At 70.3% G+C, this 21,307-nt stretch carries 19 protein-coding genes and 2 pseudogenes; 13 read left to right on the top strand and 8 right to left on the bottom strand.

Annotated features, from left to right (window positions below):
• Window positions 1-20 precede the first annotated feature (20 nt).
• Together RGU41_RS16920 and RGU41_RS16925 are read right to left on the bottom strand one after the other, a co-directional pair.
• The gene (locus RGU41_RS16920) at window positions 21-995 is read right to left on the bottom strand and encodes an MFS transporter (protein WP_322136904.1); all 975 of its coding nucleotides are present in this window, start codon (window positions 993-995) and stop codon (window positions 21-23) included.
• A complete protein-coding gene (locus tag RGU41_RS16925) occupies window positions 992-1,270 on the bottom strand; it encodes a hypothetical protein (protein ID WP_322136905.1) in 279 nt (92 codons plus the stop codon). Before RGU41_RS16925 ends, RGU41_RS16920 begins: the two co-directional genes overlap by 4 nt.
• Window positions 1,271-1,378: 108 nt before the next feature.
• Between RGU41_RS16925 and RGU41_RS16930 the strand changes: the two genes are divergently transcribed.
• From RGU41_RS16930 to RGU41_RS16970, 9 genes are all read left to right on the top strand, one after another.
• The gene (locus tag RGU41_RS16930) at window positions 1,379-2,185 is read left to right on the top strand and encodes an IclR family transcriptional regulator (protein ID WP_134449226.1); all 807 of its coding nucleotides are present in this window, start codon (window positions 1,379-1,381) and stop codon (window positions 2,183-2,185) included.
• Window positions 2,186-2,326: 141 nt separating this feature from the next.
• Window positions 2,327-3,718 (top strand): cytochrome P450, encoded by a 1,392-nt coding sequence (locus tag RGU41_RS16935; RefSeq protein ID WP_322136906.1) that lies wholly within the window; start codon window positions 2,327-2,329, stop codon window positions 3,716-3,718.
• 106 nt (window positions 3,719-3,824) lie between these two features.
• Window positions 3,825-4,832 (top strand): PEP/pyruvate-binding domain-containing protein, encoded by a 1,008-nt coding sequence (locus RGU41_RS16940; RefSeq protein ID WP_322136907.1) that lies wholly within the window; start codon window positions 3,825-3,827, stop codon window positions 4,830-4,832.
• A gap of 78 nt (window positions 4,833-4,910) precedes the next feature.
• The gene (locus RGU41_RS16945; protein ID WP_322136908.1) at window positions 4,911-6,833 is read left to right on the top strand and encodes a PEP-utilizing enzyme; all 1,923 of its coding nucleotides are present in this window, start codon (window positions 4,911-4,913) and stop codon (window positions 6,831-6,833) included.
• A complete protein-coding gene (locus RGU41_RS16950) occupies window positions 6,826-7,644 on the top strand; it encodes an SDR family NAD(P)-dependent oxidoreductase (protein WP_322136909.1) in 819 nt (272 codons plus the stop codon). Before RGU41_RS16945 ends, RGU41_RS16950 begins: the two co-directional genes overlap by 8 nt.
• Window positions 7,645-7,684: 40 nt before the next feature.
• Window positions 7,685-8,005, top strand: coding sequence for a 2Fe-2S iron-sulfur cluster-binding protein (locus RGU41_RS16955; protein WP_322136910.1), 321 nt, complete (start codon window positions 7,685-7,687; stop codon window positions 8,003-8,005).
• 5 nt (window positions 8,006-8,010) lie between these two features.
• Window positions 8,011-9,387: an NAD(P)/FAD-dependent oxidoreductase gene (locus RGU41_RS16960; RefSeq protein WP_322136911.1), complete on the top strand. Its 1,377-nt coding sequence runs from the start codon at window positions 8,011-8,013 to the stop codon at window positions 9,385-9,387.
• 46 nt (window positions 9,388-9,433) lie between these two features.
• The gene (locus RGU41_RS16965) at window positions 9,434-10,078 is read left to right on the top strand and encodes an HD domain-containing protein (RefSeq protein ID WP_322136912.1); all 645 of its coding nucleotides are present in this window, start codon (window positions 9,434-9,436) and stop codon (window positions 10,076-10,078) included.
• The gene (locus RGU41_RS16970) at window positions 10,078-11,631 is read left to right on the top strand and encodes an aldehyde dehydrogenase family protein (protein WP_322136913.1); all 1,554 of its coding nucleotides are present in this window, start codon (window positions 10,078-10,080) and stop codon (window positions 11,629-11,631) included. The genes RGU41_RS16965 and RGU41_RS16970 overlap by 1 nt, the downstream gene beginning before the upstream one ends.
• Before the next feature lie 124 nt (window positions 11,632-11,755).
• Here the strand turns inward: RGU41_RS16970 and RGU41_RS16975 are convergent.
• Window positions 11,756-13,085 (bottom strand): annotated as a pseudogene (locus RGU41_RS16975) (MATE family efflux transporter).
• A 110-nt stretch (window positions 13,086-13,195) separates the two neighbouring features.
• Here RGU41_RS16975 and RGU41_RS16980 point away from each other — a divergent pair.
• The 3 genes and pseudogenes from RGU41_RS16980 (at window position 13,196) to RGU41_RS16990 (ending at window position 17,755) form a co-directional block, all read left to right on the top strand.
• Window positions 13,196-15,159, top strand: a pseudogene (locus tag RGU41_RS16980) (M13 family metallopeptidase).
• Window positions 15,160-15,263: 104 nt separating this feature from the next.
• Window positions 15,264-16,172 carry a serine hydrolase gene (locus RGU41_RS16985; RefSeq protein ID WP_134449215.1) on the top strand — a complete coding sequence of 303 codons (909 nt, stop codon included), beginning with the start codon at window positions 15,264-15,266 and terminating at the stop codon, window positions 16,170-16,172.
• An 83-nt stretch (window positions 16,173-16,255) separates the two neighbouring features.
• Window positions 16,256-17,755, top strand: a complete 1,500-nt coding sequence (locus RGU41_RS16990; protein ID WP_322136914.1) for a purine-cytosine permease family protein — start codon at window positions 16,256-16,258, stop codon at window positions 17,753-17,755.
• A 51-nt stretch (window positions 17,756-17,806) separates the two neighbouring features.
• Here the strand turns inward: RGU41_RS16990 and RGU41_RS16995 are convergent, their stop codons facing one another.
• Entirely contained in the window at window positions 17,807-18,070 is a 264-nt protein-coding gene (locus tag RGU41_RS16995; RefSeq protein WP_322137382.1) for a YdeI/OmpD-associated family protein, read from the bottom strand.
• Here RGU41_RS16995 and RGU41_RS17000 point away from each other — a divergent pair.
• A complete protein-coding gene (locus RGU41_RS17000; RefSeq protein WP_322137423.1) occupies window positions 18,038-18,202 on the top strand; it encodes a hypothetical protein in 165 nt (54 codons plus the stop codon). The two genes, RGU41_RS16995 and RGU41_RS17000, sit on opposite strands and share 33 nt — an antisense overlap.
• Window positions 18,203-18,484: 282 nt before the next feature.
• On the opposite strand, the gene RGU41_RS17005 is transcribed toward RGU41_RS17000, so the two are convergent.
• From RGU41_RS17005 to RGU41_RS17020, 4 genes are all read right to left on the bottom strand, one after another.
• Window positions 18,485-19,840, bottom strand: coding sequence for an alpha/beta hydrolase (locus tag RGU41_RS17005; protein WP_322136915.1), 1,356 nt, complete (start codon window positions 19,838-19,840; stop codon window positions 18,485-18,487).
• A 2-nt stretch (window positions 19,841-19,842) separates the two neighbouring features.
• Complete coding sequence (locus RGU41_RS17010) at window positions 19,843-20,502, bottom strand: alpha/beta hydrolase (protein ID WP_322136916.1); 660 nt, start codon at window positions 20,500-20,502, stop codon at window positions 19,843-19,845.
• The gene (locus RGU41_RS17015; RefSeq protein ID WP_322136917.1) at window positions 20,496-20,849 is read right to left on the bottom strand and encodes a hypothetical protein; all 354 of its coding nucleotides are present in this window, start codon (window positions 20,847-20,849) and stop codon (window positions 20,496-20,498) included. The genes RGU41_RS17010 and RGU41_RS17015 overlap by 7 nt, the downstream gene beginning before the upstream one ends.
• A 178-nt stretch (window positions 20,850-21,027) precedes the next feature.
• Window positions 21,028-21,306 carry a YbdD/YjiX family protein gene (locus RGU41_RS17020; protein WP_416172962.1) on the bottom strand — a complete coding sequence of 93 codons (279 nt, stop codon included), beginning with the start codon at window positions 21,304-21,306 and terminating at the stop codon, window positions 21,028-21,030.
• Between the last annotated feature and the right edge of the window lies 1 nt (window position 21,307).

Here is a 21,307-nt window from a genome sequence, read left to right on the forward strand (position 1 = left end):
AACCGCTCGACAGGGAGGGGTCAGCGCCGGTGGCGCTCGCGGGCGGCCGGAGCGGCGAGGCCGGCGAGGGCCATCAGGGCGACGATGAGGTACAGGGCGTTCAGGATGCCCCAGTTCTGGCCGAGAAGGCCGAGAACGGGCGGCCCGACGAGGAAGGCGAAGTAGCCGATCATGGCGACGGCGCTGACCCGGGCCGCGGAATTCCTCGTGTCGTCCGCGGCGGCCGACATGCCAACAGGGAAGCCGAGTGAGGCTCCGACGCCCCACAGCACGGTGCCCGCGTAGAGTGCAAAGTCGTTCGGCGCGAGGATGAACAGGAGCAGCCCGAGCACCCCGATGACGGCGCAGGCCCGCAGCACGGGAACACGGCCGAACCGGTCGATCACCGGCCCGCCGATCACCCGGCCGACGGTCATCGCTGCGACGAACACGCCGAAGACGATCGCGCCGGCGGTATTGCTGAAACCGTGGCCGTCGACGGAAGCGAGCGCGATCCAGTCGTTCGCCGAGCCCTCCGCGAACGTCATCCCGAGCACGATCGCACCGATCAACAGGACGCCCGGGTCTGCCCACACCGACAGGCTCGCTCGCAGCCGGCTGCGCCAGGTGCTGGCCGGCTCGCCAGGCGCACTCGTCTCGGCAGCGTTCTCGAGCTCAGGAATGGACCGAACGGCCAGGACCGCGATCAGGAACACGAGCACCGCAATCGCCGTCAGGTGCCAGAACACCGAGACGGAGAGTGCGGATGCCGCGGCACCGAGCAGCGCCCCGACGACGGTTCCGAGGCTGAAGCAGGCGTGCATCAGCGGCATCAACGTCTTGCGAATCGCCCGTTCGGCCGCAGCGCCCTCGACGTTCATCATCACGTCGAGAGAACCCATCCCGAGGCCGACGGCGGCAAGGCCCGCGAAGACGACCGGGGCGGATCCGAGCAGGGTCGCGCCGGCGCCGACCACGACCAGTCCGATCGAGGACGTCGCGACGCTGATCGTCATGGCCCGGGGGCGCCGAAACGGGCGAGGAGCCGCACCGCGACGACCAGGCCGAGCACAGAGCCTGCCGAGAGGCCGAAGATGAGCACGCCGACGAGCGCGGTGTCGAGCCGCAGGCTGTCGCGAACCGCGGGGATGCGTGCGACCCAGCTGGCGAGGCCGAGTCCGCTGATGAAGAAGACCGCGAAGACGGCGTTGCGCCAGGCGAGGGTGCCACGGCCGTTCGGTGATCCGGGGCTCGGAGCGGACGCATCCGTCGGTTCGGAGGGCGCGGTCATGGTCGTTTCCTTAACAGGCTCGGTCGGGGGTATCCCGTCAACGCTATCCGATCTCCGGCGACGTACGATGGGGCTGGAGTCGAGCGCAGCGGGGCGCGAGGGGGAATTGTGGCAGGACGCACCACCTCACCGGGGCAGACGGTGACCTCGCGCGTGCTCAGCATCCTGGCCGTCTTCGAGTCCAGCCCCTCCGCGCGGACCCTCTCCGAGATCTGCACCGAGAGCGGCCTTCCCCAGAGCACCGTGCACCGCCTGCTCGGCGAGCTGGAGGAATGGGGCGCCGTGCAGCGGGATGCCCGCGGCCGGTACCAGATCGGCCTCCGGCTCTGGGAACTCGGCCAGCATGCCGGACGGCAGCTGCGCGACGTCGTGCGCCCGTACCTGCAGGACCTGTTCGGCCTCACGCAGGAGACCGCCCACTTCGCCATCCGCGACGGCGCGGACGTGCTCTACATCGACCGGGTCTACGGGAGCAGGAGAGTCCCGCAGGCCTCCCGGGTGGGCGGGCGGCTGCCGATGCACGCGACCGCTGTCGGCCGGGCGATCCTCGCCTTCGAGGCGGGCTGGGTGCGTGACGCCGTGCTCGGCGCGGCGCTCGTGCAGCGCACCCCGTTCACCAAGGCCGACCCGGAGCAGCTCCGCCGGGAACTCGACAAGGTACGCGGCCAGGGCTTCGCCGTCGCCTCAGAGGAGGTGCGGCTCGGATCGTGCTCGCTCGCCGTCCCGGTGTTCCAGGCCGACGGAAGTATCTTCGGCGGACTCGGGATCGTGCTGCCCACCTCGCGGGCGCACCAGCTCGAACGCAACCTGCCCATCCTGCTCGGCACGGCCGAGCGCATCCAGGCGGGGATCGCGCACCTGCCGAAGGCTGCCCTGCAACCGTCGGCGCGTGCCCGCAAACCGCAGCAGTCCTGAACCGGCCTGAACGGGCGCCTCCCCAACTCCACTTCCGCCCAGTGGGACAAGCCCGGCGCTTCCCAGCTCCGGGAGCATTAGATGGAGCCAGATCCCCGCAGAAGTGGACAGTCCCCGCAGAAGTGGACAGAAGGAGCACTCGTGAACGCTCAGCCCGTGACGGCACAGCCCGCCACCACGCACCCGGCCGCAGCCCAGCCGGCCCCCGGCCAGCCCGCAGCAGCCCAGCCCGCAGCAGCCCAGCCCGCAGCAGCCCAGTGCCCGGTCGATCACCGCGCGCTCGCCGCGGCCGCCGGCGGCCACCACGGCTATTCCCCGTTCGACATGAACGACCCGTTCCCTGCATACGCCGAGCTGCGCAACGAGCAGCCCGTCATGTTCGACGAGCGCATCGGCTACTACGTCGTCTCCCGCTACGCGGACGTCAAGGCCGTCTTCGACAACTGGGTCACCTTCAGCAGCGAGAACGCCCAGGCCCCCGTGCGGCCGCGCGGAGCCGCCGCGACGAAGATCATGAACGATGGCGGCTTCACCGCATACTCCGGCCTCTCGGCCCGCGTTCCCCCAGAGCACACCCGGATGCGCACGATCGTGCAGCAGGAGTTCAGCCCACGCCGGTACAAGGCCCTCGAGCCCACCATCCGCGAGAACACCGCGCGGCTCCTCACCCAGATGCTCGCGCATCCGGATGCCCGGGGCGATTTCCTGAAGGACGTCGCCGTCGACATCCCCACGATCACGATCCTCGGCCTGCTCGGCGTCGGGCCGGAAATGGTCCCGACCTACAAGAAATGGTCGGACTCGCGGGCCGCGATGACCTGGGGTGACCTGAGCGACGAGGAGCAGATCCCGCACGCGCACAACCTCGTCGACTACTGGACCGAATGCCGGCGCCTGGTCTCCGCCGCCCACGGGGCCATCGACGCCGGAACTGCCGGAACCGACCTCGTCACCGACCTCGTGCGCGCCCAGATGGCCGGCGGAGAGATCTCCGACCACGAGATCGCGTCGGTCTGCTACAGCCTGCTCTTCGCCGGCCACGAGACCACGACGACGCTCATCTCCAACACGATCCGGATGCTGCTCAGCAACCCCGGCGAGTGGCAGAAGCTCGTCGAGGACCCCAAGCGGATTCCCGGGGCGATCGACGAGACGTTGCGCTACAGCCCCTCGATCGTCGGCTGGCGGCGCAAGGCCCTCGTCGACACCGAGATCGCCGGCACCCCGATCCCGAAGGGCGCGAACATCCTGCTGCTGATGGGATCTGCCAACCGGGACCCGAGCGTCTTCGAGGAGCCCGAGGTCTTCGACATCGAACGGGCCAACGCCCGCACCCACCTCTCCTTCGGCTTCGGCATCCACTACTGCCTCGGCAACATGCTCGCCAAGCTGCAGGACAAGATCGTCGTCGAAGAGACCATCCGGGCCGTCCCCGGCCTGAGGATCGTCGATTCCGAAGCGATCGTCTTCGGAGAAAACCTGTCGTTCAGGGCGCCGACGTCGGTTCCCGTCACCTGGGAGGCCAACGCCTGATGGAAACCGCAACCCCCGCTGTCACCGCAACACCGGCATCCCACGCCGCCTACATCCAGTTCTTCGACGGCGGGCTTCCGCCGCTGCACGAGCAGCTCGGCGGCAAGTGCGCGTCCCTCGTCGCACTCACCGCGGCCGGGATGCCGGTTCCCCCGGCTTCGCCATCACGACGGCAGCATACGACGCCTTCATCCGCGAGGCCGGCATCGAGAAGGACATCCACGAGATGCTCGCGAACCTCGATCCCGACGACGTGACCGCCGTCGACCGGGTCTCGGCCCAGCTGCGCCTCGAGATCACCTCGCGGCCGGTGCCCGCCGAGTTGCACGCCACGACCATCGAGGCATACGAGGCACTGCAGTCGCGCTTCGAGTCCCCTGTCCCTGTCGCCGTGCGGTCCTCGGCGACGGCAGAGGACCTGCCGGATGCGAGCTTCGCCGGCCAGCAGGACACCTACCTCTGGCTCCTCGGCGTCAAAGACGTCACCGAGCACATCCGCGCGTGCTGGGCCTCGCTCTACACCTCCCGCGCCATCATCTACCGGCTGAAGAACAAGATCCCCAACGAAGGCCTCTCGATGGCCGTCGCGGTGCAGAAGATGGTGAACGCCCGGGTCGCCGGCGTCGCGATCACCATGGACCCGACCAATGGCGACCGCTCCAAGATCGTGATGGAGGCCTCGTACGGGCTCGGCGAGCTCGTCGTCTCCGGGCAGGTGACGCCGGACAACATCACCGTCGACAAGGTCATGCTCATGGTCGTGAAGCACTCGATCGGCGACAAGCACGCCGAACTCGTGCCCGACCCCGCGAGCAAGTCCCTCGTCGAACGCGAGGTCCCTGCCGACCGCCGCGGGCGCCTCTGCATCAGCGACACGGAGATCACCGCGATCGCCGCGATCGCCAAGCGCGCCGAGAAGCACTTCAAGTGCCCCCAGGACATCGAATGGGCCCTCGACCGCGACCTGCCGGACGGGGAGAACCTCTTGTTGCTGCAGTCCCGACCCGAGACGGTGTTCTCCTCGACGGCGTCGGGTTCGATTCCGACGCAGTCCGCCGGGTTCGGCATCGAGAGCATCACCCGCTCGCTGATGACGCAGGCCGGCAAGGCCTGATCTCCCGCGCATCCGCTGCGCCTCATCTTCCCCGCTCGTCCCCTCCACCCGCGTTTACCCACACAGAACGGTTGAACCATGACAGAGAAGTCATTCCCCAGCCCGTACGACCAGAAGCCCGCGGCCGCCGCAGAGGGCTGGAAGGACCTCTACGCCTACAACCTGGTCTTCCAGGAGAACCGGCGTGAGGTCGAAGAGGCCAAGTTCTGGTTCTGCGACAGCCAGCACTGGCCGACGGTGACCAAGCCCTTCGAGACCATCGGCTTCGAGTTCGCCGTCTCCTGCCTCGGCCAGTACAACTCCCGCCACCTGCTGATCCCGCCGGCCAACGGCATCGAGTTCCGCATCCACAACGGCTACGTGTTCATGTCGCCCGTCGGTGTTCCCGAGACCGAGATCGCCGCCCGCGTTCCCGAGTTCATGGCCCGCGCCGGCCACTACTTCCAGAACTGGGACGGCCTGCTCGAAAAATGGCAGGGCAAGATCCGCGGCACGATCGACGAGCTCAACGCCCTGTCCTTCGAGGCGCTGCCGAACGCGGTCCCGCTCGAGGACGTCACGAGCGGCAAGGGTCTCGGCCCGAACGACGAGCTCCTCGGCAACTTCGACAAGCTCGTGTCCCTCACCTACCGGGCCTGGCAGTACCACTTCGAGTTCCTCAACCTCGGCTACGTGGCCTACCTCGACTTCTTCAGCTTCTGCAAGGAGGTCTTCCCCGGCATCCCGGACCAGGCCGTCGCGAAGATGGTGCAGGGCGTCGACATGGAGCTCTTCCGACCGGATGACGAGCTCAAGAAGCTCGCCAAGCTCGCCGTCGAACTCGGCGTCGACGGTCACTTCGGCAACACCGAGAACCCGGAGGAAACCCTCGCCGCGATCGGCGCGGCCGCGGGCGGAGCGGAGTGGCTCGCGGCCTGGACCGAGGCACAGGATCCCTGGTTCAACTTCACCGTCGGCAACGGCTTCTACGCCCACGACAAGTACTGGATGGACCACCTCGAGCTGCCGCTCGGCTACATCGCCGACTACATCGTTCGCGTGCAGAACGGTGTCGGCATCGACCGTCCCGTCGCAGAGCTCGTCGCCGAGCGCGACCGCATCACCGAGGAATACTCCGAACTGCTCAGCCCAGAACAGCTCGCCGCGTTCCAGGGCAAGCTCGGTCTCGCGCGGCAGGTCTACCCCTACGTGGAGAACCACAACTTCTACATCGAGCACTGGACCATGGGCGTTTTCTGGCGGAAGGCCCGCCAGCTCTCGAAGATGCTCTCCGAGGCCGGGTTCTGGCCGGAGGCGAACGGAATGTTCTACCTCCGCCGCGACGAGGTGCGCGAGACGCTCTTCGACTACGTCACCGGCTGGGCCGTCGGCGCCCCCGCGATCGGCCCGGACTACTGGCCGGCCGAGGTCGCCCGGCGCAAGGTCATCGTCGACGCGCTCTCCGAGGAGCGCCCGCAGCCGGCGCTCAACACGCCGCCCGTTGTGATCACCGAGCCCTTCACCCTGATGCTCTGGGGCATCACGAGCGACCAGATCAAGAACTGGCTCGGCGACTCCGACGCGCCGGAGGGCGAGTTCCGCGGAATGGCCGCCTCGAGCGGCGTCGCGGAGGGTCCGGCCCGGGTCATCAGCAGTTCCGACCAGCTCTCCGAGGTGCAGGAGGGCGACATCCTGGTCGCTCCCGTCACGGCGCCGTCGTGGGGCCCGATCTTCGGGAAGATCCGCGCGACCGTCACCGACATCGGCGGCATGATGAGCCACGCGGCCATCGTCTGCCGTGAGTACGGGATGCCGGCGGTCACCGGAACCGGAACCGCTTCCGCCCAGATCAGGACGGGACAGTGGCTGCGGGTCGACGGCAACAACGGGACCGTGACGATCGTCGAAGATCACGGCGCCGAGCAGGACGTTGCCGGCCTGGCCCACGAGCACGACCTCGTCCTGGCCCCTGCCGCGGCCGCCCAGCTCGACGCCGTCCTCGCCGAGAGCAGCCATGCCTGAGCGCGGCGCGGCCGGGGTCTCGCAGAGGACGGTGCTGATCACCGGCGCCGCCGGCGGCCTGGGCCGTGCCTTCGCCCTGGGCTTCGCGGCCCAGGGCGACCGGGTGGTCGTCGCCGACGTCAACCTCGAGGGCGCGCGGGAGACCGTCGCTCTCGTGGAAGAGGCCGGCGGAACCGCCCTCGCCCTCCCGGTCGACGTCACCGACCTCGCCTCGGTCACCCGGCTGGCCGCGGATGCCGCCGGCTGGGTCCCCGAGGCCCGGCCCGGCGCATCCGCCCCCGGTACGGTGCCCCCGGCCCAGGCCGGCGTGATCGACGTCGTCATCAACAACGCCGCGATCTACGCGACCGTGACCCGTGCCCCCTTCACCGACCTCGACCCCGACGAGTGGGACCGGGTGATGGCCGTCAACCTCAAGGGGCCGTGGCTCGTCACCCGGGCCTGCACGCCCTACCTGCCGGACGGCGGAAAGGTGATCAACCTCTCCTCCGCCACGGTGATGAGCGGATCGGCCCAGTGGGCCCACTACGTGGCCTCGAAGGGCGGCGTCATCGCGCTGACCCGGGTGCTCGCCAAGGAACTCGGTGACCGCAACGTGACCGTCAACGCGATCGCTCCCGGCTTCACCCTGACCGAGGCCAGCTACGGGCTCATCGCGGGCGCCGAGAGCTACGGCGTCGACCGCGGCTCGCTCAAGCGGGCCTGCGAACCGGAGGACATCGTCGGGGCGGCCCTGTTCCTCGCCGCACCCGGCAGCGACTACATCACCGGCCAGACCCTCGTGGTCGACGGCGGCCGGCAGTTCCTCTGACCCACCCGTAACCCAGAGAACCGAACCAGGAGACCGAGAAATGCCAACCGTGAGCTACGTCGCCTTCGACGGCACAGAGACCATCGTCACCGGATTCGCGGGCGATTCCGTGATGGAGACCGCGGTGCGCAACGGCGTTCCCGGGATCGTCGCCGAGTGCGGCGGCAGCCTGTCCTGCGCCACCTGCCACGTCTTCCTGTGCGCAGAGAGCGCGGGGCTGTTCCCGCCGAAGCTCGACCTCGAGGACAACATGCTCGACGGAACGGCCGTCGACCGGGAGGACAATTCCCGGCTCTCCTGCCAGCTGAAACTGACCGACGACGTGTCCGTGCACGTGCAGACCCCCGAAACGCAGGTGTGACCGGCATGGGCGACACGACCGCAGCACCCCGGCTGGGCACCCTCATCATCGGCAACTGCCAGGCCGGGGTGCAACTCGCCTCGACACTGCGCGAACTCGGCGACACCGACCCGATCACCCTCGTCGGCGAGGAGCCGCACGCCCCGTACCAGCGGCCGCCGCTCTCCAAGGCGTTCCTCAAGGGCGAGGCGACCGCTGACTCCCTGGCCTTCCGCACCCACGATTTCTACCGCGAGCATTCCATCGACCTCGTGCCGCGGGAGCGGATCTTCCGCATCGTCCGGAACGCGGACGGCGGCGTCGCGACGGCGGAGTCCGGGCGCACCTTCGCATTCGCCCGGCTCGCTCTCACCACCGGAGCCGCACCGCGCACGATCCCGTTCGAGGGCTCCGAGCTCGAGGGCGTCAGCTACCTGCGGACCGCGACGGAGGCGACCGTGCTCGAGCAGCAACTGCGTGAGGCGCGGAACGTCGTGGTCGTCGGCGGCGGCTTCATCGGCCTCGAGGTCGCAGCGGGGGCCAGGGCCGCCGGTAAGAACGTCACTGTGCTCGAGGCGGCTCCCCGCCTCGTCGGGAGGGCGGTCTCCGAGCAGACCAGCGAGTTCTACCTGCAGGCGCACCGGCGCCGCGGCATCCGCGTGGTGCTGAACGCGCAGGTCGTGCGGTTCGTCGGCGAGCACGACCGGGTCACCGGCGTCGAGCTCGGTCCGCGTGACGGCGACGGCTCAGGCGAGATCGTGGCGGCGGATGTCGTGCTGATCGGCGTCGGGGTCGTCCCGCGCACCGAGCTCGCCGTGCAGCTGGGCCTCGAGGTCGACAACGGGATCGTGGTGGACGCAAGGGCCCTCGCCTCCGACGGACTCACCGTGGCCGCCGGGGACTGCGCGAACATGCCGAACCCGTCGATCGGGGACTTCGGTGTCGGCCGCATCCGCCTCGAAAGCGTGCAGAACGCGGTCGAGCAGGCCAAGGTGGCCGCGGCCACCCTGCTCGGACTCCCGGCAGAGCACCGCACGGTGCCGTGGTTCTGGTCGGACCAGGCCGACCTCAAACTGCAGATCGCCGGGCTGAGCGGCGGGCACGACCGGGTCGTTCTGCGCGGCGAGCCGGGCTCCGAGAAGTTCTCGGTGCTCTACTACCGGGGTGGCCGGCTCATCGCCGCTGACTGCATCAACAGCCCGCTCGACTTCATGGCCGTGAAGAACGCCCTCCACAAGGGCCTCTCTGTGCCGGCGGATGTTGCGACCGACACCACCGTTCCGCTCAAGAAACTCTTCGCGGCCGTCGAGACGGCGGATGCCGGGCGTGCGGTGCCTGCGCCGGCCGCCGTTGATCTCGCTCCTCCTGCAGTCCCCGTTCCCGCCGGCAGTCCGGCCGCTTAGCCCCAGCCTCCGCGCTCCGGCGCCCCAACCTCGAAGTGAGAACGCCATGACACTGCAGACCGACCAGTCCATCGACACCTCGCCCATCGCCGTCGCCGCGGACGGCCCGAGCGACCTCGACCCGCTCTGGCGCGCCGTCGAGACCGAGATGCGCACGCGCAGCAACGACATCCACGTGCCGATCTCCTTCGCTTTCGCCGAGCGGCTCTGCGAGGCCTACCCGGAGGCCGACGCCCTCGTCGTGCGGGTGGCCATCCTGCTGCACGACAGCGGCTGGGCCAGGGTGGACGAGACCAAGATCATCTCGGAGGGCTTCGGCGCGAACTGGCGCCAGGCCCAGATCCGCTACGAGCACGAGCTCAAGGGCTGCATGATCGCCAGGGAGGTGCTGCCGGGCCTCGGCTACGACGAGGCCTTCATCACCCGGGTCACCGACATCATCGACGGCCATGACACCCGCGTCGAGTCGTACTCGATCGAGGACTCGCTCGTGCGCGACGCTGACCGGCTCTGGCGCTTCACCCCGGCCGGCATCGCCCTCGCCTCGAGCTGGTTCGGCCAGACGCCGTCGTTCTACTGCCGGCGCCTGCGGGCCGAGATCCTGCCGGAGCTCATCACCGCTGCCGGCCTCGAGATGGCGACGATCGAACTCGACAGGGCAGAGGCGCTGCTGAAGATCGCGGTGCTCTGATGACGGGGCAGTCGATCGACGCGGCACCGACAGCGGCGGCCACGGCTGCGGCCGTCCAGCCCGTCCAGCCCACGAGGTTCCCGGCCACGCTGCCCTATCGGCACACCGACGACCTCTTCATCGACGGCGCCTGGCGTGCGGCGAGCGGAACCGGTCGGACCACGGTGACCAACCCCGCGACGGAAGCGGAGTGGGGCAGTGTGCCGGTGGCATCCGCCGCCGACGTCGACCTCGCCGTCGCGGCCGCCCGCCGCGCGTTCGCGCGTGCCGGCGCCGGCGCTGACGGGTGGCGCGGGCTGGCCCCCTCGGTGCGCGCCGGGTACCTGGAACGCCTGGCCGGCGAGATCGAGAAGCGGGCGGCGGCGATCTCGCACACCAACACGTGGGAGAACGGCTCCCCGGTCGCCGAGACCGGGCGCGCGGCCTCGAATGCCGCAGCGATCTTCCGTTACTTCGCCGGACTGGCCGGGTACCTGGAGACCGCAGACGTGCGCCCGTTCCCCGACGGATCCGCCGAAACCGTCGTGCGGCAGGACCCGGTCGGCGTCTGCGCGCTCATCGCGCCGTGGAACTTCCCGATCAACCTCGTCGTGGCGAAGCTCGCGCCCGCGCTCATGGCCGGGTGCACCGTCGTGATCAAGCCGGCATCGCCGACGCCGCTCTCGATCCGCTTCCTCGCGGATGCCGCGGCAGCGGCAGGCCTCCCCGCGGGCGTCGTGAACATCGTCACGGGGGACAGCGCCGTCGGCGACGCCCTCGTGCGGCACCCCGGAGTCGACAAAGTCGCCTTCACCGGCTCGACCCCGGTCGGCCGAAGAATCGCCGCGGCGTGCGGCGAGCTGCTGAGGCCGGTCACCCTCGAGCTCGGCGGCAAGTCGTCCGCGCTCGTTCTGCCGGACGTCGACCTCACGGCGATGCAGCAGGTGCTGATCCGCAGCTGCATGCGCAACACCGGGCAGACCTGTTACATCTCCACGCGTATCCTCGCGCCGGCCGGGCGCTACGACGAACTCGTCGACATGGTCACGGCGACGATCCAGGCCGCGCGGCAGGGCGACCCGATGGACCCGGACACCGTCTTCGGACCCGCCGCGACACGGGCGCAGCGCGACACGGTGCGCGGGTACATCCGCTCCGGCATCGCAGAGGGCGCCAGGGCGACCACGGGCGGTGACGTGCCGAGCGGCTTCGACCGCGGCTTCTTCGTGAAGCCGACCGTGTTCGCCGACGTGACGCCGGGGATGCGGATCGCGCGCGAGGAGATCTTCGGGCCGGTCCTGTCGATCCTGCGCTACGACACGCTCGACGAGGCGATCGGCATCGCGAACAACACCGCGTTCGGCCTCGGCGGCACGGTGTTCTCAGCGGATGCCGACGCCGCGTTCGATGCGGCCGCCCGGATGGACACCGGTTCCGTCGGCCTCGGCTTCTTCGCCTCCAACCACAACGCGCCCTTCGCCGGGCGGCACGATTCCGGCCTCGGCGCCGAGTTCGGACGCGAGGGCCTGCACGCCTACCTGCGCCCGCAGTCCGTGCACCGCCGCATCCGCTAGCCGGGACTCTCCGGCGCCGCCTGGCACGCCACGTGCGCCGGTGCGCGCCCGGTGTGCCTGGCGCGCAGGGGCGCACAGGGCGCGCGACGGGTGAATCGGGAGCTGTGGTGTCGGTGCGGGCGCGTCAGCGGGCGCCGACGACCATCCAGCGCGCGGCGCGGGCGCGCAGGCCGAGGGTGAGGCCGCGTGCGCCGAGGTAGCCGAAGGCGAACGCCACCATGAGCCAGGCGAGTCCGACGGCGCCCTGCGGTGCCCAGGCGAGCACCGCCCAGGCCAGCGGCACGAAGACCAGCAGGTTCACCAGCCCTGTCACGGCGAGGTAGCGGGCATCGCCCGCGCCGATCAGCACGCCGTCGAGCACGAAGACGAGGCCGCAGAGCGGCCCGGACAGGCCGAGGACCACGAGTGTCAGGGGAGGAGCGCGCTCACCTCTGCCGCCATCGTGAACAGCCCGCCGAGCAGGGGACTCGTCACGACGAGGAGGGCGCCGATGGCGGCACCCCCGAGCACACCCCACTCGAGGCAGCGCCGCGGCACCGCGCGCACCCCGGGGAGATCGCCGGCCCCGAGGCCGCGCCCGACGAGGGCCTGGGCGGCGATCGCGAGCGCGTCGAGGGCGAACGCCATCGCCGCGAACAGGGTCATCGCGATCTGGAACGCCGCGAGCTGGGGCGAGCCGAGGCTCGTGGCGACGAACACCGCGAGCAGCATCGCCGCACGCAGGCTCACCGTGCGCAGGAACAGCCAGCCGCCGCTCGACGCCCCCGCAGCATCCCGCCGCGGTGCGGCCGCAGCCGGGCACCCTCACGCCGGGCATGCCGAACGACCACGACGAGATACACCGCGACCATCGCCCACTGCGCGACGACCGTGCCGAGCGCCGAGCCGACCAGGCCGAGCCCGAGACCATAGATGAACCACAGGTTGAGCACGATGTTGGCCGTGAAGCCGAGCCCCGCCACCCAGAGCGGCGTGCGGGTGTCCTGCAGTCCGCGGAGGAGTCCTGTCGCCGCGAACACGAGCAGCATCGCCGGAAGTCCCAGCATCGACACGGTGAGGTACCGGGCGGATGCCGCGGCCACGGCAGGCTCCGCGCCGAACGCTCCCACGAGCTGCGGGCTCAGCGCCGCGCCGAGCAGCGCGAGCACCAGACCGAGGCCGAGCGCGAGCCAGAGGCCGTCGATCCCGACGGACACGGCCCTGCCGCGGTCGCCCGCACCGAGCCAGCGGGCGACGGCAGGGGTCGTGCTGTACGCGAGGAACACCATCAGCCCGACGATGGTCTGCAACACCGCGCTCGCGAGGCCGAGTCCGGCCAGGTCGACCGCGCCGAGATGCCCGACCATCGCCGAGTCGGCGAGCAGGAACAAGGGTTCGGCGACGAGGGCGCCGAACGCAGGGAGGGCGAGGCGCAGGATCTCACGGTCGATGGGCCGCTGGCGGAAGATGGCGATGCTCCCGACTCTAGCGTCGCTCGCCGACACCGCACGGTCCGGCGCCGTCCGGCCTCGCCCGGCGTCGCACCCCGGCTCGAATTCCCGGGCACAGCGAATAGCATGGACGCATGACTGAGCTGGGGACCGCATCCGGAATCGACCGCGACGAACTCGACCCGGGCATCCGCCCACAGGACGATCTCTTCCGCCACGTGAACGGGAAATGGATCGACCGCACCGAGATTCCGGCGGACAAGGCCCGCTGGGGATCGTTCTACCTCCTCGCCGAGGAGTCAGAGAAGGCCGTGCGGGAGATCATCCTCGAGGCGCAGACCGCTGAACCCGGAACAGAAGCCCGCAAGTTCGGCGACCTCTACTCGAGTTTCATGGACGAGGCGCGGGTGAATGCGCTCGGCGCAACGCCGCTCGCGGCCGACCTCGCGACCGTCGACCGGATCGACTCCGTCGCCTCCCTGCTCGGCACCCTCGGCCGCCTCGAGCGCGCCGGCGTCGCAGGCGCTTTCCAGCTCTATGTCGACAATGACCCGGGCAACCCCGAGCGCTACCTCGTCTTCCTGGAGCAGGGCGGGCTCGGCCTGCCGGACGAGTCCTACTATCGCGAGGAGAAGTTCGCGGCCGTCCGCGAGGCGTACCGCTCCTTCCTCGAGCGGATGTTCGGCCTCGCCGGCGTCGACGACGCCGCTGCCAGGGCGCAGCGCGTCTTCGACCTCGAAACCGAACTCGCCGGGCACCACTGGGACAACGTGCGCTCCCGCGACAGCGAGAAGACCTACAACCTCAAGACCTGGGGCCAGGTCACGGCCCTCGCCGCCGGAGCGGACCTGCACCTCTGGCTCGCGGGCCTCGATGCCCCGGCGGGAGCCCTCGAGGAGATCGTCGTCCGCCAGCCGAGCTTCGTGACCGGCCTGGCCGAGATGCTGACCGAGGACGGGATCGTCGGATGGAAGGACTGGCTGCGCTGGCAGATCATCCGCTCGAGCGCCTCGTACCTCTCCGACGACTTCGTCGAGGCGAGCTTCGACTTCTATGGCCGCACCCTCACCGGGACACCTCAGCTGCGGGACCGCTGGAAGCGCGGCGTCTCCCTCGTCGAGGGATCCTCGGCGAGGCCGTCGGCCGGATCTACGTCGAACGGCACTTCAAGCCGAGCGCGAAGGCGAGCATGGACGTGCTCGTCGGCCACCTCGTCGAGGCATACCGCCAGAGCGTCGCCGAGCTTGACTGGATGACCCCGGAGACGCGGGCGCGTGCCCAGGACAAGCTCGAGAAGTTCACGCCCAAGATCGGCTACCCCGACAAATGGCGCGACTACTCGACCCTGTGGATGGAGGCGGGCGACCTGATCAAGAACGTGCGTGCCGCGAACGAGTTCGAGTTCCAGCGCGAACTGGGCAAGATCGGCAAGCCCCTCGACCGCGACGAGTGGTTCATGACCCCGCAGACAATCAACGCCTATTACAACCCCGGCTTCAACGAGATCGTCTTCCCAGCGGCCATCCTGCAGTTCCCGTTCTTCTCAGACGAGCGGGATGCCGCGGCGAATTACGGCGCCATCGGTGCCGTCATCGGGCACGAAATCGGGCACGGCTTCGACGACCAGGGTTCGAAGTACGACGGCGACGGGCTCCTGACCGACTGGTGGACCGCTGACGACCGTGCGGCCTTCGAAGAGCGCACGAGCTCGCTCATCGAGCAGTTCAACGCCCTGGCGCCGAAGCAGATCCCCGAGCATCACGTGAACGGCGCGCTCACGATCGGCGAGAACATCGGCGACCTCGGCGGCCTCTCGATCGCCTGGAAGGCCTACCTGATCTCGCTCGACGGCGCAGAGCCGCCCGTGATCGACGGTCTCACCGGCGCCCAGCGCTTCTTCCTGTCCTGGGCCCAGGCCTGGCAGCTGAAGATGCGCGACGAGGAGGCCATCCGCCTGATCTCGATCGACCCGCACTCGCCGAATGAGTTCCGCTGCAACCAGATCGTGCGGAACATCGACGAGTTCTACGCGGCCTTCGGCGTTGCGGCAGGCGACGAACTCTGGCTTGACCCGGACAAACGCGTCACCATCTGGTAGCCCCGCCGGCGTCCGGCCCCGGCGTATGTCGGGTGTCTGGGCTATGGTGCTGAGGGGAACACGGAGCCGGAAATCGGAGCCGGAACACGGAGGGACCCGAAAAAGTGTCCACGCCAGCGCGGGAATCGGAGCGACGGTCGCGTCGCGGTGCCCCGAGCAGGGCGCGGCACGGCGTTTCGGAGTCGATGGCGAACTTCGGCCGCGGGTTCCAGGCCCTCGGCACCCTCGCCGTCGACGGCGTGCAGGTCTCGGCCCGCGCCACCGACCTCGCGACCGGCAAGGTCCTCTTCTCCGTTGACGACCACGTCGTGATGCCGACAGCGGGGATCGGAACCGTCCTCCTCCTCATCGAGGTCGCCGCCCGGCTCCCGAACGCCGAATTCGGCGCCCTCACCATCCTCGACCGCACCCCGGCGGACTCCGTCGGAGGGTCAGGCGTCTGGCAGCACCTGCAGGCCCCGTCGCTTCCCGTCGCTGACCTCGCGGCCCTGGTCGGGGGTCTCGGCGACAACCTCGCAGCGAACGTGCTGCTGCGCGCGGTCGGCCTCGCGGCCGTCCAGGCGCGCACCGAACAGCTCGGCATCTCCCACACCGCTCTGCTCGACCTCGTCCGCGACGAACGCGGCCCCGATCACGCACCCCAGCTCTCCGTCGGCAGCGCCCAGGAACTCACGGGACTCTTCATGTCCCTCGCCCGCGGGGAGGTCGTGGATGCCGCGACGAGCGAACGCGTGATCGGCTGGCTGTCCCTCGGCGCAGACCTCTCCCTCGTCGCGAGCGCCTTCGGGCTCGATCCCTTCGCGCACCGCGGCGGCGACCACGGGCTGCTCCTCGTCAACAAGACCGGAACGGGACCCGGCGTCCGGAGCGAGGCCGGCGTGCTCCGCGGCCCGCGGGCCGGCGTCGCCTATGCCGTCTCGATGTCCTTCGCCGACACCCGCCTGCCCCTGCGCCTCGCTGTCCTCGACGGGATGCGGGCCGTCGGCCTCGACCTGCTCGAGTACGTGCACTGAACCTGAGTTCCTGAGTTCCTGAGTTCCTGACCACCCGAACCGCCTGAACACCCCAAGAGACCCGCCGACGAGAGGGGCAGCGGATGTCCGCCAACGACCGGAAGCACACCGAAACGGACACCGGCCTGTCGGGGGCGAGTCCCGGCATCCGCCCGGTCTTCGAGGTGGAGCTCAATGGCATCAACGCCGTCGACCGCACGGAGCACCGCGGCCGCCCGAGCGAGTTGTTCTGGCCGTGGTTCGCGGCGAACGTCTCGGTGCTCGGCATCAGCTACGGCTCGTTCCTGCTCGGTTTCGGCATCTCCTTCTGGCAGGCGACGATCGTCGGCCTCGTCGGGATCGTGCTCTCCTTCGCGCTCTGCGGGTTCGTGGCGCTCGCGGGCAAGCGCGGCCACGCGCCGACGATGACCCTGAGCAGGGCGGTCTTCGGAGTCGACGGCAACCGGGTGCCGTCCGCGTTGTCGTGGCTGCTCACCGTCGGCTGGGAGACCGTGCTCGCCTCGCTCGCCGTGCTCGCGACGGCGACGGTCTTCACCGAGCTCGGCTGGGACGGCGGGGCGCTCACCCAGGTGGTGGCCCTCGTCGTCGTGGCCGGCCTGATCGTGCTCGGTGGCGTCTTCGGCTTCGACCTGATCATGCGGCTGCAGAAATGGATCACGATCGTCACGGGCCTGCTCACTGTCGTCTACGTGTTCCTCGTCGTCGATCACATCGACTTCCCGGCCATCGCGGCGATCCCCGCCGGGGACACCCCCCACGTGATCGGCGCGCTCGTCTTCATGATGACGGGCTTCGGCCTCGGCTGGGTGCAGGCCGCCGCCGACTATTCCCGGTACCTTCCCCGCTCGGCCTCGAGCCGCGGCGTCGTCGGCTGGACGACGGCGGGCGCCTCGCTCGCCCCCGTCGTGCTGCTCCTCTTCGGGCTCCTGCTCGCCGGGTCATCGAGCGACCTCAGCGCCGCCATCGCCGTCGACCCGATCGGGGCGCTCACGACGATCCTGCCGGTCTGGTTCCTGGTTCCGTTCGCCCTCGTCGCGGTTCTCGGCCTGATCGGCGGCGCCGTCCTCGACATCTACTCCTCCGGGCTGGCGCTCCTCGCGGCGGGGCTTCGGGTGCCGCGCTTCGCGGCCGCCGGGATCGACGGGGTGATCATGGTGCTCGGCGCGATCTACGTCGTGTTCTTCGCCGGGAGCTTCCTCGGTCCGTTCCAGGGCTTCCTGATCACCCTCGGCGTGCCCGTCGCGGCCTGGTGCGGCATCTTCCTCGCCGATTTCGCGCTCCGCCGCTCCGGCTACGACGCCGCGGGCCTCCTCGACCCGCGCGGGCGCTACGGGAGCGTGCGGGTCGGCGCGCTCGCACTCCTCGTGCTCGGGTCCGTCGTGGGCTGGGGCCTCGTCACCAACGGCTTCGCGGACTGGCTCGCCTGGCAGGGGTACCTGCTCGATCCCCTCGGCCTCGGCGGCCGGACGGGCGACTGGGCGTTCGCGAACCTCGGCGTGCTCGTCGCCCTCGTGATCGGCTTCTGCGGCATGCTCCTCGTCGGCCGCGGCGCCGTCCGCGCCCAGGAGCGGCAGCCCGTCTGATCCGCCCGCGTCGGCAGGCAGCGCGGCGCGGGGGCGCGGACGGGGCCGCGCTCAGTCGGGCGCCGGTGCGGGGTCGGCCGGGGGTTTCGGCTTCCACTGGTTGGCCCGTTCGCCCCGGCCGGCGAGCACAGCCGTCTCATCGATACGTTTTTGGCGGGTCGCCGGAGTCTTCGCCTGCACGATCCATTCGAGGATGCCGCGGCGAGCCGAGGGCGGGAACGCGTCCCACTGCGCGCGGGCACCCCGATCCCGTCGAGAGCTGCGCCGAGGTCCGCGGGAACCGTGAGGTTCTCGACCTCGTCGAGCCGGGTCCAGGAACCGTCCGCCTCTGCGGCCGCGACGACGGCCTCCCCGGCCGGCAGCATCCGCCCCTCGCGCCTGGGCAGTTCGATGCGCAGCTTGTTCGGCCTCGCCCAGGCGCTGCCGCGCTTCCGCGGTGAGAAGTAGAGCATCGTCCGGTGCTCGTCCAGCCGGGCCGGTTTGCTGTCGATCCAGCCGACGGAGAGCGCCTCGAGAACGGCGTCCTCGTAGGCGAGGATCGGCCGGCCGGCGGCCTTCCGCCAGAAGACGAGCCAGACCGCGGTCGACACCGCGTGGTTCTCCACGAGCCAGGTCCGCCACTCCTCGACCGACTCAGGGTGGATGCGCGGTACCTGGTCACCGCCCGCGTCCCGTTCAGTCATGCGACGACCATACCCGCGTCCCGCGCCGCCCGGGTCGGGGGAGGGGTCAGGAGGGCGGAGCGAGGCCGAGGCGCGGGTAGAGCGCGGCGAAGCCGGCGTCGAGGCCTCCGTTCAGCGCCCCCACTTCGTGCCCGACGCCGGGGATCTCGGCGTATGACGCGGTCATTCCCGCGGCCTGGGCTGCGTCGACGAGCATCCGTTGCCCGGCGGCGACGCCCGGGTCAGCTGCGCCGGCAGTGAAGATCGCGAATGTCCCCGGGTAGCGGTGCCCGGCGAGAAGGTTCACCGGCTTCTGCGCGTCATAGGCCGCCTGGCTGCCGCCGAACACGTCGTTCAGGGTCTGGTCCTGGATCTCGGAGCCGGGGAATGACTCGCCGGAGATGTCGATCACGTTCGACCAGATGTCGGGATGCTTGGCCGCGAGGGAGATCGCGCACTGGCCGCCATTGGAGAACCCGGCGATCGTCCAGTACCGGTGGTCGTGCGTCACGTTGAGGTTCGCGGCAGCCCAGCCGACGACGTCCCTGGTGAGGAAGGTCTCCGCGTTTCCGTACCTCGCGGTGTCGAGGCACAGCGGGTCGACGGAGGGATCGCCCAGCTGGTCGGCGACGACGACGATCGGCGCGAGACCCCCGTGCTGGGAGGCCGCACGGTCGAGGCTCGCCGCGACGTATTCCGGGTCGGGGTTGCCGGGCTGGCCCAGCAGCATGATCACGAGCGGCAATGCCGGCGCGTCCGGGACGAGCGCCGCAGGGGGCAGGTAGATTCCGGCCGGCCGGGAGCGGAATCCGGAGACGGTGTTCGGGATCACCTGGCTCCCGGTGTTTCCCGCGGCGGGGATGTCGGCGGGTGGATTCCACGTCTGCCAGAGGGCGCGGCCCGTCCGGTCAGGGTTGGGGTCGGCTCTCGAGCCAGGGTGGGAGCCGGTGCCTGCGACCGGGGTCGAGCGTGGCGCTGCCGGATTCAGTGCGATCGGCGGCAGCACGTTCACCCCGAGAAGCGCGCCGAGGGTGCGGTCAAGGCCATAGCCCGCATTGATCCCGAGCGCCCCCGTCGCGACGAAGAGCAGCACCGATGCGGCGGCGAGGCTCCGGCGTGCCGGCCGCGTCTTCCACAGGTTCACGAGTGCGATCCCGACGGCGGCGCAGGCCGCGCCGAGCCACGCGTACGCCACGGGCACGAGGCCCATCCCGAACACGTTGAAGACCCGCACCAGGAAGAACCAGAGGAGCACCGCGACAACGCCTCCGGAGGCGACCGCGACCGCGACGGTCATGAGCCAGCGCGGGGTCGGTCGTCGGGCGAGCAGGAAGACCACGGCCGCGCCGGACAGGGTGTACGCGCCGACGATGACGGGGCCGTGCAGGATATCCGTGCGCAGGAGCGCCTGGAGGGCGTCCACGCCTAGCCGAGCCCGAGTCGGCTGGCGAGCACGCCGAACGCCTCGGTGAGTCCACCGCCCAGCGCCTCGAAGGAGTGGCCCTCGCCGGGCACCTCGTAGTACGTCACCGCCACCCCCGCAGCCCTGGCCGTTCCGCTCAGATCCTTCAGCCCCGGTTCCATCACCGAGTCCTCCGAGCCGACCGTGAACACGGCCGTGGTGTCAGGGTAGCGGCTCCTGCCCAGCAGCGTGGCCGGTTTTGTCGCGTCGTAGGCAGCCTGGTCACCCCCGAACACGTCAGCCAGGACCTCCGGCTCCGTCTCGAGTCCCGCATACACCGTGCCGGAGGCGTCGATGAGGCTGCCCCAGACCTCCGGGTACCGGAGCGCGAGCGACAAGGCGCACTGGCCGCCGTTCGAGAACCCGGCGACGGTCCATGATTCGCGGCCGGCCTCGATGTTGAGGTTGCCGCGCGCCCAGGTGAGAACGTCCTCCTCGAGGTACGTCTCGACCCGGCCGTATTCCGCCGTGTCGAGGCACAGTGAGTCGACGTCCGGGTCGCCCAGCTGGTCGGCGACGAGCACGATCGGGGCGAGGCCGTTGTGGGCGGCGGCGAAGGCGTCGAGCACGGATGCGATCGGGCCGGCGTCCGGGTCGCCCGGCTGTCCCATCATCATCAGCACGAACGGCAGGGCTGGGGCGTCCGGGACGAGCGCGGCCGGCGGGAGGTAGACCTCGGCGTCGCGCGCGCTGAAACCCGAAGCGGTCGCCGGGATCCGGACGCTGCCGATGGTGCCCTGGGCGGGCAGGTCGGCCGGTGGCCGCCAGGTCGCGGGGAGGGGGACGAGTCATCCACCCCCGGCGCGGGCGGTGCCGGCCTGTCGGGGAGAGACAGCGCGGGGACGGCCTGGTCCGGCTGCGCGAGTCCCGTCGCGACGCTGACCGTGAGGACGACGGTGGCGACGAGCAGCACCAGGCCGGCGGCGCCTGCGGCGATCCAGCGGCGCCGCGGGGTGAACCCGTTGCCCATCCGACCACCCTCTCCTGAAGCCGACGCGAGCCCTGCCACTCTGTCATTGCCGACGTTAGGAAGACAAGCTGGACATTCGGTGCGAGCGGCTGATTCCAGGCTCGCGAAAGCGGGTGAGCCGTCGGTTTGCCCCAGTCATGACGACGGCTCACCCGCTTTCGCGAGCCTCAGGAGTGGGTCAGCAGCAGCGGCCCTGCGGGTTGGCGTCCTGGCGGTCGGTCTGGTCCCGCCAGAACTCGCGCTCGGTCATCATCCGCTCGGTGGGGTGAGCAGGGTCCGCGGTCCCGTGCGCGGCCTCGTGGTGCGCCCGGTACTTGTCCCAGGCGTCCTCTCCCATCACCCCTTTGACGTACCAGGCCACGCTCCGCGCTGCCCGGCGGATGCCGCCGAGGAGCGCAGCGAGCGAGGTCCCGCCTGCCGAGGGCATCCGCTGCCCCCGGCGTGCCCCTGCTGTCATC

The organism is Cryobacterium sp. 10C3 (assembly GCF_034314285.1).
GTDB classification, from domain to species: domain Bacteria; phylum Actinomycetota; class Actinomycetes; order Actinomycetales; family Microbacteriaceae; genus Cryobacterium; species Cryobacterium glucosi.